Here is a 13,558-nt window from a genome sequence, read left to right as displayed (position 1 = left end):
TCAGATGGCTGGGTGGTGTCTCGCGGAGGTTTAACCAGTTAGGTAGGAATACGCCCCATGGCGATGCCCGATTTCACACTGCGCCAGCTGCTTGAAGCTGGTGTTCATTTTGGTCACCACACACGCCGCTGGAACCCGCGCATGGCGCCGTTCCTGTTCGGTGTGCGCAACCAGGTTCACATCATCGACCTCCAGCAGACCGTTGGCCTGCTCGACCGCGCCCTCAAGGCGATTCGTGATGTTGTCGCCGGTGGTGGCCGCGTTCTGTTCGTTGGCACCAAGCGCGCCGCACAGGACCCGATTGCAGAAGCAGCACGCCGCTGCGGTCAGTACTACGTCAACCACCGTTGGCTGGGCGGCATGCTCACCAACTGGAAGACCATTCAGGGCTCCATCAAGCGTCTGCGCCAGATTGAAGAAACGCTCGAAGGCGCGACTTCCGGCCTGACCAAGAAGGAAGTGCTGGAACTGACCCGCCAGCGCGACAAGCTCGAACGCTCCCTTGGTGGTATCAAGGAAATGGGTGGTCTGCCCGACATTCTGTTCGTGATCGACACGAACAAGGAAAAGCTGGCCATTGAAGAAGCCAACAAGCTGGGTATCCCGGTTGTGGCCATTCTGGACAGCAACTCCGACCCGCGTGGCGTGACCTACCCGGTCCCCGGCAACGATGACGCCATTCGCGCCATTGGTCTTTATTGCGACCTCGTTTCCGGCTCCGTGCTCGACGGTATTTCCGCCGAACTGGGTGCTGCGGGCCATGACGTGGGTGCTTCTGAAGAACTGCCGGTTGAACCCGCTCTGGAAGCGGCTCCGGTGGCGGAAGAAGCTCCGGTAGCAGGCTGAAGCCTTTAAAAAACAGCCCGGCTTAGACCGGGCTGTTTTTTGCATGAGAGGCCTGTGGTTTTTACAGGCAACGGAATATTCTGCCACGCGCCCTGTCAGGGGCGCGTTGCGGTTTTCTAAGGAGTAGGAATATGGCGGAAATTACCGCAGCACTGGTCAAGGAACTGCGCGAAAAAACCGGCGCAGGCATGATGGATTGCAAAAAGGCGCTGAACGAAGCGCAGGGTGATATTGAAGCCGCCATTGACTGGCTGCGCACCAAGGGCCTTGCCGCCGCCGCCAAGAAATCCGGCCGCGTGGCAGCAGAAGGTCTGGTTGCCGTTGCCTCTGGCGACAAAACCGCCGCCATGGTGGAAGTGAATGCCGAAACCGACTTTGTCGCCCGTAACGAAGCGTTCCAGAACTTTGTGGAATCCGTTGCTCAGGTTGCGCTCAAGGTTGGTGATGATCTGGAAGCCATCAAGGCAGCTACGCTGGCTACGGGTCGTACCGTTGCTGACGAACTGACGCACCTGATCGCCACCATCGGTGAAAACATGACCCTGCGCCGCGCACGCGTGTTCACTGTGCCGTCTGGTGTGGTGGCCACTTACGTGCATGGCGCGCTGCGTCCCGGTCTGGGCAAGATTGGCGTTCTGGCAGCTATTGAAGCTCCGACGGCTGATGAAGCCATTGAGCAGCTGGGCCGTCAGGTTGGCATGCATGTTGCCGCGACCCGCCCGTCCGCGCTGGATGTGAACAGCCTGAATCAGGAAGAAGTCGAGCGTGAACGCGCTGTTCTGATCGAACAGTCCCGCGCATCGGGCAAACCCGAAGCCATTATTGAAAAAATGGTCGAAGGCCGTATCCGCAAGTTCTACGAAGAAGTGGTGCTTCTGGAACAGGTATGGGTGCATGACGGCGAAACCCGCGTGAAGGATGTTGTTAAAAAAGCTGGCGTCAAGCTGGTGGGCTTTGACCGCTTCCACCTTGGCGAAGGCATCGAAAAAGTCGTTGACGACTTTGCTGCTGAAGTCGCCAAGGTTTCCGGCGTCTAAGACAGGCTCTTCTGCATGCTGAACAGGGGCGGGACTTCTCTGCAAAGGGAGGCTCCCGCTCTTGTTGTTTTTGTGGCTCCGCAGGGCGAGAATGGCGCGCGGGTTCATATGTTGACCGAGCAGGACGGGCTGGTGCGCGCTCTGGCTTACGGGGGAGCTGGCCGAGCTGGTCGCGCCTTGTGGCAGCCGGGGAATGTGGTCAAGGTCCGCCTGACTCAACGGGGCGAGGGTGCCCCTGTTCAGGTATCGGGTGAACTGCTGTACGGCTGCGCTGCGCGCATCCTGAGCATGCCGCTGGCACTGGCCATGATGCAGTCTGCCTGTGTGCTGGCCGATGCCACCCTGCCCGAGGGCGAGCCGTGCCCGGCATTTTTTGGGGCGACCCTCAAACTTCTTTCCTTTATCGGCTACAGCCCCGATGTTGCGGAGCAGACCGGCCTGCCCAATTACATTGAATGGGAACTGGCCTTGCTGGACGTGCTGGGTTTTGGGCTGGATTTAAGCTGCTGTGCCGTGACCGGGCAGACGAACGACCTCGCCTTTGTCTCCCCCCGCACAGGGCGCGCCGTCAGCCGCGAAGGAGCAGGCGTGTGGAAGGACCGGCTCCTGCCCCTGCCTGTTTTTTTGCATGACCCCACACAGGCGGGCTCCTGGCCGGACTGGCTGGATGGCCTGCGCCTGAGTGGGCATTTTCTGGCGCGGGATGCTTTTGGCCAGCGGCATCTGCCACTCCCCGCCGCCCGGCAGAGGCTACTCGGGCGTGTGGAAAAACTGGTAGCCGGAGCGGGCAACACCTGAACTGCGCACCAAGGCTGGCACAACCGGGTTTGTGGCGGTATGTCATGACCATCACACATCGCACCGTTTTATCTGGGGCAGAGCATGAACGAGACATTCGAAGGCCATATTGAGGAGACAAAACTGGCAGATGCGCTAAGTGAGCGCTATCTGGCCTATGCTTTGTCCACCATCATGTCACGTTCGCTGCCAGATGTACGTGATGGGCTCAAGCCCGTGCACAGGCGGCTGGTTTACGCCATGCACCAGCTCAAGCTGGACCCGACATCGGGGTTTAAAAAATGCGCGCGTGTCGTGGGGGACGTCATTGGTAAGTTCCACCCCCATGGTGATGCCTCGGTTTATGAGGCGCTGGTCCGTCTGGCTCAGGATTTTGCGGCCCGCTACCCGCTGGTGGAAGGGCAGGGCAATTTTGGCTCGATTGATGGCGATAACGCAGCCGCCATGCGGTACACGGAATCCCGCCTGACTGAAGTGGCTGTCGCCCTGCTGAACGGGATAGAGAGCGACGCGGTCGATTTTCGCCCCACCTATGATGGTGAGGAGCAGGAACCCGTGGTGCTGCCAGCAGCGTTCCCCAACCTTCTGGCCAATGGTGCTGCGGGTATTGCCGTGGGCATGGCCACCAGCATTCCCCCCCATAATGCGGCGGAGGTGTGCGCTGCCGCGGCGCTGCTGGTGCGTAACCCTGCTGCCACCACGCAGGACCTGCTGGCTCTTATGCCGGGGCCGGACTTCCCCACCGGTGGGCTGATCGTGGAGGACGCCTCGGCCATTCTGCAGGCGTACGAGACGGGGCGTGGGGGCTTCCGCATGCGTGCACGCTGGGCTGTGGAGCAGGGGCGGTTTGGCACATGGCATATTGTTGTGTCGGAAATACCGTATCAGGTGCAGAAGTCCCGCCTGATCGAACAGGTGGCAGACCTGCTGGAACAGAAAAAACTCCCGCTGCTAGGCGATATCCGCGACGAAAGTACGGATGAAATCCGCCTGATCCTTGAGCCAAAGACACGCGGGATCGAACCCGAAGTGCTGATGGAAACCATGTTCCGCGCCACGTCGCTGGAAAGCCGCTTTCCCCTGAACATGAACGTGCTGGGGGCGGACCGCTCCCCCGGTGTGCTGGGGCTCAAGCAGGTGTTGCAGGCATGGCTGGACCACCGGCACGAAGTGCTGGAACGGAGCAGCCGCCACCGCCTTGCCGCCGTGGAAAAACGGCTGGAAATTCTGGCGGGCTTTCTCATCGTTTACCTCAATCTGGATGAAGTCATTCGCATTATCCGCGAGGAGGATGACGCCAAGGCCAGCCTGATCGCCACCTTCGGCCTGACCGATATGCAGGCCGAATCCGTGCTGAACATGCGCCTGCGCAGCCTGCGCCGCCTTGAGGAAATGGAAATTCGCAAGGAGCACGACGCCCTCTCCGCCGAAAAAGCCGGGCTGCTCGCGCTGCTGGGGGATGAAAAACAGCGCTGGAAGCAGATCGGGCAGGAACTGGAGGGTATGGTCAAGGCGTTTGGCAAGGGCCGTGTTGGCCCACGGCGCAGCACCATCCTGTCCGCTCCCAAGCCGGTTGATATTTCGGTGGTGGAAACAGTGGAACGCGAACCGCTGACCATGATCCTGTCCCAAAAAGGGTGGGTGCGCGCCATCAAGGGCCACAATGTTGATCTGGAAAGCCAGAAGTTCAAGGAAGGGGATGGCTTCAAGCTGGCTCTTCCGTGCCAGAGCACGGACAGGCTGTGCTTTTTTGCGACCGATGGCCGTGCCTTTACGCTCAAGGGCGTGGACCTGCCACGGGGGCGGGGTGATGGCCAGCCGGTACGCCTGCTTATGGACCTCTCCAATGATGAAGAACTGCTAGCGGTTTTTGTGCTGGAGGAAGGTGGTAAGCGCCTTGTGGCTTCCAGTACAGGGCGTGGCATGGTGGTGGAGGATGATAACCTCGTCTCCGAAAAGCGTTCAGGTCGGCAGGTGCTCAACCTCAAGGGCGATGAGTCCGCCCAGTTGTGCATTCCAGCTCAGGGGGACCATGTGGCCGTGCTTGGGGATAACCGCCGGTTTTTGATTTTCCCGCTCGACCAGCTCCCCGTCATGGGGCGTGGTCTGGGGGTGGCGTTGCAGAAATACGCCGATGGCGGGAAGTTGCGTCAGGCTGTGGTATTTACTGCATCCGAAGGGCTGGTCTGGCCCGGAACCGTGCGAAACCGCGTCATGGCGGATTTGCAGGACTGGCTGGGCAAGCGCGCAGGTGTTGGCAAGCTTGCTCCCACATGGACGAACAAAAAAGCCTAGAGCGAGTCCACTTTATTCCGGTTCATATCCAGCGGCTGTCAAGAAGTTGGCACATTTGTCAGGAGTGAAAGCATCCAGGACTGATCCGGCGGCGTCCCATAAGGCTGTGACGGTTCTTGCTGCCTTGGCGCGTAAAAGGGCCTTGAGTTTGGCGAACGCCATTTCGATCGGGTTGAAATCGGGACTATAGGGAGGCAGGAACATCATCTGTGCCCCCGCCCGTTCGCCGCTTTCACGATCGCGCCGAGGCCACCGGATCGCTGTCGAAATCCCGATCCCGAACACTTCGCCAATGAACGCGCTGACCCGCCCGCTGCTCCGGCTTCCAGAACGCGCACCCGAAGATCATCACTCAATGCTCGCCATCACCATCTCCATCAATGAAAACGGTGAATCACAATCCATGCCCCATGTCACCCCACACAATTCATAGTTCAGTGGATGCGCTTTAGATTAATTTTTGAATTTGAGTTGCGTAAAAATAATTAACACTGAGTTCGTAATGCATATTTGATAAAGAACAATAGCCTTTCTGCGTCTATTGAGAGCTCCCGGCGTAGAGTATTCCCATAAAAAATATGTTTTCTGTTCGCACTAATCGTGTGCGGCAGATTGGAGAGATATTGTGGCAACACATTAAACTCTAAAGAGATATCGTGTCCTTCAAACATTGTCCGGACGTGCAAAAACTGGTTTTGAAAAATGGCAAGATACAATTAATGAAAGTCGTTATTTAGATCGTTGGAATGCATATGATTCAGATATAAAAATATAGTTAATGAGTATAATCGTTATTTAATTAATACTCCAAACTACCGACCCTTGGATTGGAAAATAATTAAGGCAATGATCTGGGTTGAAACGGGAGGGCCAGATAACCCTTCATGGCGTAGTAGACCTATGCAGATTGGAAATACACAAGAGCCAGGTTTAAAAGCTTTTTTTTCTGATAATGAGGGAGGCTATCTTATTGTTCCTCCTGCTTGGAAAGGGTGGTTAAATATAAATTCTGCTTTATCAAATCCGATTGATAATATTCGAATTAGTGTTGGGTTTTTATTAATGAAGCATGCCAATAAAGATATAAAAGTTGTAGTAGATGAGGATTTTAAAAAAATAGCGATATAGATGGAAAAATTCTCACAATAAAAGTTTATAATGAAAAAACACTGAATGAATTATCTAAGAAAATCGGCAGCACAGTTGAGGTTATGGAAAATATTGATCCCAATTTTTCTATCTTTAGACGTGGACAGATTTGGAAATATAAAAAATCTGCAAAAAAACGAGTTATTACAGGGTGGAAAAATTTAAATATTAATAGTGTTTCGGCTCTTTATAATCATGGAGATATAAATTATTATAAGAAACTGTTGTATGTGAGAGATTTTATGAAATAGAATTTCAAAAATTTTGCAACGTGGATCTAAAAAATGTATTTAAAGAAAAGTAGTAATTTCCTTGAATGATGCAGGGTTGGATGATTTTGGTGCTAGGTTCTTGATGATGAAAAATTTTAGCGGCTTTGTTTTTTGTATTATTTTTTTTGGGGGTATTGCCAATGCTGCCCCCAGTACTCAGGATTTATACAATCAATGTTCTGAAGATTTTTTTGTATCGTCAGATATTGTTGTTTGTCTGACGGGAAAGCTCGCTGAGAGTGAAAAATACCTTGCACGAGAGCAGAAGCACGCCATGATGGTTCTTGATCAATGGGATGTAGAGCAAGTCTATAAGGATGCAGCAAAGAAAAAGATTCTTGAAAGTAATCAAGAATTTGAAAAATATAAGAGAGATAATTGTAATTTTTCAATGTCTCTTATGGGCGGATCAGTCAGTAACTCTCACGAAATCTATGAAAAAGCATGTCGTGTGAGCCTTGATCTTCATTATATTGAGCAGATTGATGGTGACTTGCCGTTTGTGCAGTCAAGGTAATTAATTTAATTTTTTCTATAAATAATGGAAATTTTTCAATGAGAAAAAATATTTTTTTGATGGTTTGTTGCTTCTCTATAGCGCCTGCTTTTGTTTGTGCAGAACCCAGTACAAATGATTTATCTCAAGCATGTTACCGCCAGTTTCGAGCGCTATCAGATGTCAGGCTTTGTGCGGAGAAAAATTTTGAAGCGAGTGAGAGACTGCTGGTTCAAAAAGAAAAGCAGGAGCCGAGGATGTTGGATACGTGGTTTGAGGAAGAGTATTTTAAGGGAGATGCCAGAAGATATATGCCGATAAGAAATCGGGAATTTGAAAAATATAAAAATAAATATTGTGATTTTTCAATGTCTGTTATGGGGGATGCAGAATCTGCCGCTCATGAAGTCCGTAGATTGTCGTGCTTGACGAGTCTTAACCTTCAGTACATTGCTCAACTGACGAAGGATTTGGCCTATACCCAGCGGAAACTGGAATAGTGCAGATGAGAAGGAATCTTCGCGGCCTGTAGGCGCATTCGTCAGGAGTGAAAGCATACAGGACTGATCCAGCGGCGTCCCATAAGGTTGTGACGGTTCTTGCTGCCTTGGCGCGCAAAAGGGCCTTGAGTTTGGCGAACGCCATTTCGATCGGGTTGAAATCGGGACTATAGGGAGGCAGGAACATCATCTGTGCCCCCGCCCATTCGGCGCTTTCACGATCACGCCGGAGCCACCGGATCGCTGTCGAAATCCCGATCCCGAACACTTCGCCAATGAACGCGCTGACCCGCCCGCTGCTCCGGCTTCCAGAACGCGCACCCGAAGATCATCACTCAATGCTCGCGCCATCACCATCTCCATCAATGGAAACGGTGAATCACAATCCATGCCCCATGTCACCCCACACAATTCAGAGTTCAGTGGATGCGCTCTAGGCTCAGGGTTCATTGTTTGAGGTAAAAGACGAAGGCGGCGCGGCAGCATATGGATTGCTGATCGGCATGTACATCTGCGTGACAGGCGCATCCGGAACGCAGAGACAGTCCCTGTCATTCTCCGTCCTGATAGAGTGGGGCGGGATATGATGGACGTACTGGCTCCCGCGTGAGCAATCTCTACCGTTCACGACGTGGAGTGGGTCAGGAAATGGACTGCATGAAGTCTTTATTTGCCAGAAGATAATCAATCAGGAATAGGTATTTTTTACGGTTCAGATTAGTATTTTCCAAGTTCTTTATATATATCCTTATGAGATTCATAAGTGATATGATGCCGAGTATAATTAAAAATGGGAATATCCCTCTAGAGTATAATGAGTGTGAGTAGGTATTGACTGCTATTAATGCGGAAATCGTTATGAATATGACAATAAATAGAAACACAATTGAAATTTGATGTATTGTCATTTTTGACGGTTTTTTTTGTACAAAACACGTTTTCAAGAAAATATGTTTCTTTGGTTGTATGGTTTTTAAAGACCAAATAATTCCAATTTTTTCTGTCTTTATCATTTCCCCAAATGAGGGATACGCAATCACCCTCACGACAATGAAGTTTGGGATCACTTATTTCTTTTTCGCGACCGTCTGGTGTTACAATCCAGAACTTCTGGTGCCGATTAAGGGGCGTTATGATGTTGGCCTGTTCGGTATAACTATTTTCTTTAGTTACAGAGTCTTCACCATCGGGCAAATTTACATTTGAAGAACTCCAGTTTTGCAGTCCTTTGACCGTACCTGTAATGCCGTTGAACCAGACTGGGTCGCCATCAATTGTAAAATTCATTGCTACACTCTGCATTTGATGGTGCGAATTTTGTTTCATAATCCGTCGTTTTTGGGACAGAAGGCTTTGGCTGCCCGAACAGAGTGAAACGGCGTCTCAAAAACGTGTCCCGTTTACATAAGGAGACACAAACGATGGTGCGTTATGGTTACGCTCGCATTTCCACGGATGAACAGAGCCACGATCCTCAATTGCTCGAACTGAGACGGGAGGGTCTGGAGGAGATCATTACCGATACTGTTTCAGGTCGTGTTCCTGCGCTGGAACGTCGGGGGTTATCATCTCTGCTGAACCGGCTGGAACGCGGAGACAGTATGGTGGTGGCGCGTCTGGATCGGCTTGGACGAGACACGGTCGATGTTATGGGGCTGGTGCGGAGCCTTACAGAAAACGGCATTCGTGTGCGGATACTGAATATTGGGATTGAAACCGGCACACCCAATGGTCAGCTTTTTTTGACCATTCTTGCAGGCTTCGCCCAGTTTGAACGGGAGATTATCCGGGAGCGGACGCGTGCAGGACTGGAAGCCGCGCGTCAGGCCGGGAAGCGACTGGGAAGATCCCCCACTCTGACATCCCGGCAAAGGAAGCATGTCTGTGAGTTGAAGCAGACAGGACGATCTCTGGCCGAAATTGCAAAAATTTTTCGGGTGAGCAGAAGTACTGTCTGGCGCACGGTCAGGAGCGGAGCATAGCGTGCCAAAAAGCACGTTTTCGGGACACTGGGGGCACCACCTGTTGGTGGTCGCTTGACAGGTTCCCAAAAACGACCGTTTTTCGGACACGAAACGTTGTAAAGAGCATCTTGGTTGCGTTGGGAGGATTGTTTAATATTGATCAGCGTCTCATGCCGAACGTAAAGAACATTAATGAGAAGTTGAGATGTACTATAATAGTTAAAGAAATAAAGGCGATTTGTTATCATGTTTGTTGCAGGCAGGGGGAATACCCAAGCCTGTAATCTGGAAAAATCCATAGGGAAACTGAAACGTTTGCGTTCCAAACAAGAAAACCAATAAGCAAAACCTTCCCGGATCACCAGCATGAAGGTGACAGCCACCACGCTGTTTCATAGTCTGCACATGCGTCTGGCTGTTTGCACACAAGGTGAGATTTCATAAAAAGATATGATACCAAGAGAGGATATTAAAAATTTTATTATAATCTACCATGTGCTCTAGGTGCGGCGGAACGGTGCCAGCCGGTCCGAAAGATAGAGCCGGTTCATCCGGCGCAACTCGTTGGGAGCGTCTGGTGTCGTCGGCGCATCTTTTACGAGCATGCCCTGTAAAATTTTCATGGTGTTCAGAACAACCACCGCGATGTCTCTCGCCAGAGACTCATCCAGCCCCGGTGCGCAGACACGTAATGCCGCCGCAATTCCGGCTATGGCATGCCCTCGTGCGCAATCACGGATTTCCATTCTGTCGGTCCGTGCCTCCATCAGCGCGGGTAATGATTTGACGCGTGGACGAAGCGTGACAAGGAACTCGATCAGCACATCGGCCAGTTCTTCTGGCGAAAGTCTGGTCGCACGCAGGGCAAGTGCTGCGTATTCCTCTTCCAGAATGGCGATATGCCGCTGCACCAGCGCGTCCGCCACAGATTCCTTGTTCGGAAAGAAACGATAGAGCGAACCGACCTTCGCCCCGGCGCGGGCCGCGATCTCCGCCATTGTTGTCGCTTCATAACCGCGCTCCGCCATAAGGTCGGACGCAGCCGCGAGCAGTTCCTCAACGCGCTGGCGCCCCGTCGAGCGGAGTGGCTGGAGAGGCGTTCGTTTTTCTCTTGACGTATTTGAGTCTATCCTCAAATAATCCTCCTACTTGAGTCTGTACTCAAATTACAACGTTTCTGGATGCCCCAGGCAATGCTTAGGGAAAGCACTTCGAACGTCAATAAGGAAGGTCTCATCATGCTTTCACTCCCAGCCAGCCAGACGGCTCTTGTCCTGATTGATCTTCAGAAGGGCATAACGGGGCTTCCTCTTGAACCAACATCGGGCGGAGAGATCGTCGAACGATCGAAAAAAGTCGCAGCGCATTTCCGGGCTGCCGGTGCTCTCGTCATTCTGGTGAACGTTGCATTCGCCCCCGATTTTGCCGATGCTGTGCATGGCGCGGTCGATCGCCCTGTTTCGTCATCAGGAGGTTTCGCGCCAGACTGGAGCGAACTGGTTGACGGCCTTGCTGAAGCGGACGATCTGTTGGTCACGAAACGGCAGTGGGGAGCATTTTACGGCACGGACCTCGACCTCCAGTTACGGCGTCGAGGGATTACCACCATCGTGCTCGGCGGAATTGCGACCAATATGGGGGTGGAGTCCACCGCTCGGGCGGCTCATGAGCACGGATACAACGTTGTGCTTGCCGAGGACATCATGTCCACGTTCACATTGGAGATGCAGCGTTTTGCCTGCGAGGCAATTTTCCCACGCCTTGGCCGCGTGACGACGAGTGATGCGATCATGCTGGACGCGTAAAAACAGGCTATCGGGTGGTGTATCAGCGCAATCAGTCCACAGCCCCGGAGCCCAGGCTCGGCTCTCTGGAGGCATGACCTGTGGGGCGTAAGCCCGCCAGGAGGGGCTGGCGGGTCAGAATAACGGCGCATCGGGGAACAGGGCGTCCCGCGTGGTGTTGATGGGCTGCTCCGGGTCCAGCGTCTGCCATGTATCATCACGCAGGATTTCTGCCGGTCGGAAGCGGCTTTTGTAAGCCATCTTGGGACTGCCCGGAATCCAGTAGCCCAGATAAAGATACGGGCAGCCAAGCAGGAATGTCTGGTGGATAAGGAAAAGCACAACATAAACCCCCAGTGAACGGGTGGTCTGCTGTGGGTCGTAAATGCTGTACACGGCCGAAAGCCCGTCATCGAGCGTATCGGTCAGGCTGACTGCGACCAGTTTGCTGTCTGGTGTGCGGAATTCTATGATCTGCGTGTCAACCGTTGTTTCCTCCACCATAATCCGGTAGTCGCGCGCGGTCATGTGCGCCATTTCGCCATTTGCGTGGCGGGCGCTCAGGTACTGGCGGAACAGGTCGTACTGTTCGCTTGTTGCTATGGGGGGCAGCAAGGTCGCGCTGAGGTCCGTATTGCGGTTCCATATCCGTTTTTGTGTGCGGTTGGGGGTAAAGGCGGCAACAGGCAGGCGGATGGGAATACAGGCCGAACACCCCGCGCACAAAGGTGCGTAGGCCAGTGTGTGGCTGCGCCGGAAGCCCGTGGCGGACAGGCGGCTGTGCAGGGCGTCGGCATCGGGTACTGCCAGATCAACCAGAATTTTGCGTTCCATGCGCGCAGGCAGGTACGGGCATGGTTGTGCCGTTGTGGTATAAAAAAACTGCGGGTTGCGCAGCGGAGGCGTCATAATCGGCAATCCCGGATGCATGGCGGGCCAGTAGAACCGGCCCGCTTATGCCCGGCATGGGCCAGGCGGTGGGTTACAGGCCCGATCTTTCCCGGATGCGCTGTGCAGCTTCAATGGCAAAATACGTGAGTATGCCATTGGCTCCAGCACGGCGGAAGGCCATCAGGCTTTCCATGATGGCGCGGTCGCGGTCGAGCCAGCCATTGTTGATGGCTGCCATGAGCATCGCATATTCTCCCGAGACCTGATACGCAAAAGTCGGCACGCTAAACGTGTCTTTTACGCGGCGGATAATGTCCAGATACGGCATGCCGGGCTTGACCATGACCATGTCGGCCCCTTCGGCAATGTCCATCTCCACTTCGCGCAGGGCTTCGTCGCTGTTGGCGGGGTCCATCTGGTAGGTTTTTTTGTCCCCTTTCAGCAGCCCGCCAGAGCCAAGCGCATCGCGGAACGGGCCATAAAAGGCGGATGCATATTTAGCTGCGTAGGACATGATGCGGGTGTTGATCAGGCCATTGCCGTCAAGGTCCTGCCGGATGGAGGCGATGCGACCGTCCATCATGTCCGAAGGGGCAATAATATCCACCCCCGCGCGGGCCTGATTAACAGCCTGCCGGGACAGGATCTGGACCGAGGCGTCATTGACCACGTAGCCATCCTCGATCACGCCATCATGGCCGTGGCTGGTGTAGGGGTCCAGCGCCACGTCCCCGATCAGGGCCATGTCGGGGAATTCCTTTTTCAGCAGTCTGGCCGCGCGACACATCAGGTTGTCGGGGTTGAGCGCTTCGGTTCCGGCTTCATCACGCGCGTCCGTCGGGGTGATGGGGAACAGGGCAAGGGCTGGAATACCCAGCTTTGCAGCCGGTTCCACATGTCTGGCGAGCCGGTCCAGTGTGACGCGGTGCGCGCCGGGCATGGAGGAAACCTCGGTTGTGACACCTGTCCCTTCCATGAAAAAAATCGGCCAGATCAGGTTGCTGATGCCCAGTGAGTTTTCGGCAACCAGACGGCGTGTCGCATCGTCAAACCGGTTGCGGCGCGGGCGGGTCAAAGGGAAACGACCAGCCATCATGGGCGGGATCTCCTTGCACGGTGTTTGCCACGGGGCAGGCTTGGCCGGTTACCCATGACGGTACGGGGTGAACAGAACGGGCGAAGTATGCGCTCCTGCCCCTGTTATGCAACCCCGCCGGGCAAAGGTCAGCCCCGCGCGGTGTTGTCGTGCTCAGGATGCGCGAATCCGTAGTTGATAGGGGTGGCATGCCGGGGAGCCATGTTTACTCCTTGTCCCAAAGAGGGCGTGGGCAAAAGTGTGGAATAGAAAAAAGGGGAGAGTTCTGCCCTTTTTGCGTTTTTCTCCTGTCAGGTGTGCGTGGAACGGGGTAAGAGAGCACCCAGCGCTTGTGTCTGTTATAAAAAGCAGTGTGGAACATGGTCTGGCAAAGAGCGAGCCGGAACCGTATAGAGTGACCACCATCTGCCGCCCGGCAGGCATGTTGCCA

13 protein-coding genes and 2 pseudogenes are annotated in these 13,558 nt (G+C 53.7%); 9 read left to right on the top strand and 6 right to left on the bottom strand.

Annotated elements, in window-relative coordinates:
• Window positions 1-57: 57 nt before the first annotated feature.
• The 4 genes from rpsB (at window position 58) to parC (ending at window position 4,976) form a co-directional block, all read left to right on the top strand.
• A complete protein-coding gene (gene rpsB, locus HNR55_RS03720; protein ID WP_166111565.1) occupies window positions 58-846 on the top strand; it encodes a 30S ribosomal protein S2 in 789 nt (262 codons plus the stop codon).
• 131 nt (window positions 847-977) lie between these two features.
• Window positions 978-1,883, top strand: a complete 906-nt coding sequence (gene tsf / locus HNR55_RS03715; RefSeq protein ID WP_166111562.1) for a translation elongation factor Ts — start codon at window positions 978-980, stop codon at window positions 1,881-1,883.
• 39 nt (window positions 1,884-1,922) lie between these two features.
• On the top strand, window positions 1,923-2,681 hold the full coding sequence (recO, locus tag HNR55_RS03710) for a DNA repair protein RecO (protein ID WP_184382570.1): 759 nt from the start codon (window positions 1,923-1,925) through the stop codon (window positions 2,679-2,681).
• 84 nt (window positions 2,682-2,765) lie between these two features.
• Entirely contained in the window at window positions 2,766-4,976 is a 2,211-nt protein-coding gene (parC, locus tag HNR55_RS03705; RefSeq protein WP_166111556.1) for a DNA topoisomerase IV subunit A, read from the top strand.
• A 12-nt stretch (window positions 4,977-4,988) separates the two neighbouring features.
• Here the strand turns inward: parC and HNR55_RS03700 are convergent.
• Window positions 4,989-5,213: pseudogene (locus HNR55_RS03700) on the bottom strand (transposase); the annotation flags it as partial.
• 609 nt (window positions 5,214-5,822) lie between these two features.
• On the opposite strand from HNR55_RS03700, the gene HNR55_RS03695 reads away from it, so the two are divergent.
• From HNR55_RS03695 to HNR55_RS03685, 3 genes are all read left to right on the top strand, one after another.
• Window positions 5,823-6,104, top strand: coding sequence for a hypothetical protein (locus HNR55_RS03695; protein ID WP_166111553.1), 282 nt, complete (start codon window positions 5,823-5,825; stop codon window positions 6,102-6,104).
• Window positions 6,105-6,437: 333 nt separating this feature from the next.
• Entirely contained in the window at window positions 6,438-6,914 is a 477-nt protein-coding gene (locus HNR55_RS03690) for a DUF1311 domain-containing protein (RefSeq protein ID WP_166111550.1), read from the top strand.
• Window positions 6,915-6,952: 38 nt separating this feature from the next.
• Entirely contained in the window at window positions 6,953-7,393 is a 441-nt protein-coding gene (locus HNR55_RS03685) for a hypothetical protein (RefSeq protein ID WP_166111547.1), read from the top strand.
• On the opposite strand, the pseudogene HNR55_RS16875 reads toward HNR55_RS03685, so the two are convergent.
• Together HNR55_RS16875 and HNR55_RS03675 are read right to left on the bottom strand one after the other, a co-directional pair.
• Window positions 7,329-7,613: pseudogene (locus HNR55_RS16875) on the bottom strand (transposase); the annotation flags it as partial. The gene HNR55_RS03685 and the pseudogene HNR55_RS16875 sit on opposite strands and share 65 nt — an antisense overlap.
• Window positions 7,614-8,197: 584 nt before the next feature.
• Window positions 8,198-8,680: a hypothetical protein gene (locus tag HNR55_RS03675; protein WP_166111544.1), complete on the bottom strand. Its 483-nt coding sequence runs from the start codon at window positions 8,678-8,680 to the stop codon at window positions 8,198-8,200.
• Window positions 8,681-8,814: 134 nt separating this feature from the next.
• On the opposite strand from HNR55_RS03675, the gene HNR55_RS03670 reads away from it, so the two are divergent.
• The gene (locus tag HNR55_RS03670) at window positions 8,815-9,375 is read left to right on the top strand and encodes a recombinase family protein (protein WP_166111541.1); all 561 of its coding nucleotides are present in this window, start codon (window positions 8,815-8,817) and stop codon (window positions 9,373-9,375) included.
• A 482-nt stretch (window positions 9,376-9,857) separates the two neighbouring features.
• Here HNR55_RS03670 and HNR55_RS03665 read toward each other — a convergent pair whose 3' ends face one another.
• A complete protein-coding gene (locus tag HNR55_RS03665) occupies window positions 9,858-10,487 on the bottom strand; it encodes a TetR/AcrR family transcriptional regulator (RefSeq protein WP_166112082.1) in 630 nt (209 codons plus the stop codon).
• Window positions 10,488-10,595: 108 nt separating this feature from the next.
• On the opposite strand from HNR55_RS03665, the gene HNR55_RS03660 reads away from it, so the two are divergent.
• Complete coding sequence (locus HNR55_RS03660) at window positions 10,596-11,162, top strand: hydrolase (protein ID WP_166111538.1); 567 nt, start codon at window positions 10,596-10,598, stop codon at window positions 11,160-11,162.
• A 114-nt stretch (window positions 11,163-11,276) separates the two neighbouring features.
• Here the strand turns inward: HNR55_RS03660 and HNR55_RS03655 are convergent, their stop codons facing one another.
• Together HNR55_RS03655 and hemB are read right to left on the bottom strand one after the other, a co-directional pair.
• Window positions 11,277-12,050 (bottom strand): arginyltransferase, encoded by a 774-nt coding sequence (locus tag HNR55_RS03655; protein ID WP_166111535.1) that lies wholly within the window; start codon window positions 12,048-12,050, stop codon window positions 11,277-11,279.
• 73 nt (window positions 12,051-12,123) lie between these two features.
• Window positions 12,124-13,128 (bottom strand): porphobilinogen synthase, encoded by a 1,005-nt coding sequence (gene hemB, locus HNR55_RS03650; protein WP_166111532.1) that lies wholly within the window; start codon window positions 13,126-13,128, stop codon window positions 12,124-12,126.
• Window positions 13,129-13,558: the final 430 nt, after the last annotated feature.

This window comes from Acetobacter lovaniensis (genome assembly GCF_014207635.1).
Classification (GTDB): domain Bacteria; phylum Pseudomonadota; class Alphaproteobacteria; order Acetobacterales; family Acetobacteraceae; genus Acetobacter; species Acetobacter lovaniensis.
This window is presented reverse-complemented; position numbering and strand designations above follow the sequence as displayed.

Bases quoted from the DNA above. Each gene is read 5' to 3' on its own strand.
- HNR55_RS03670 (WP_166111541.1), top strand. From the start codon at position 8,815: ATGGTGCGTTATGGTTACGCTCGCATTTCCACGGATGAACAGAGCCAC.
- HNR55_RS03655 (WP_166111535.1), bottom strand. From the start codon at position 12,050: ATGACGCCTCCGCTGCGCAACCCGCAGTTTTTTTATACCACAACGGCA.
- hemB (WP_166111532.1), bottom strand. From the start codon at position 13,128: ATGATGGCTGGTCGTTTCCCTTTGACCCGCCCGCGCCGCAACCGGTTT.
- HNR55_RS03660 (WP_166111538.1), top strand. From the start codon at position 10,596: ATGCTTTCACTCCCAGCCAGCCAGACGGCTCTTGTCCTGATTGATCTT.
- rpsB (WP_166111565.1), top strand. From the start codon at position 58: ATGGCGATGCCCGATTTCACACTGCGCCAGCTGCTTGAAGCTGGTGTT.
- HNR55_RS03695 (WP_166111553.1), top strand. From the start codon at position 5,823: ATGATCTGGGTTGAAACGGGAGGGCCAGATAACCCTTCATGGCGTAGT.
- tsf (WP_166111562.1), top strand. From the start codon at position 978: ATGGCGGAAATTACCGCAGCACTGGTCAAGGAACTGCGCGAAAAAACC.
- HNR55_RS03685 (WP_166111547.1), top strand. From the start codon at position 6,953: ATGAGAAAAAATATTTTTTTGATGGTTTGTTGCTTCTCTATAGCGCCT.
- parC (WP_166111556.1), top strand. From the start codon at position 2,766: ATGAACGAGACATTCGAAGGCCATATTGAGGAGACAAAACTGGCAGAT.
- HNR55_RS03675 (WP_166111544.1), bottom strand. From the start codon at position 8,680: ATGAATTTTACAATTGATGGCGACCCAGTCTGGTTCAACGGCATTACA.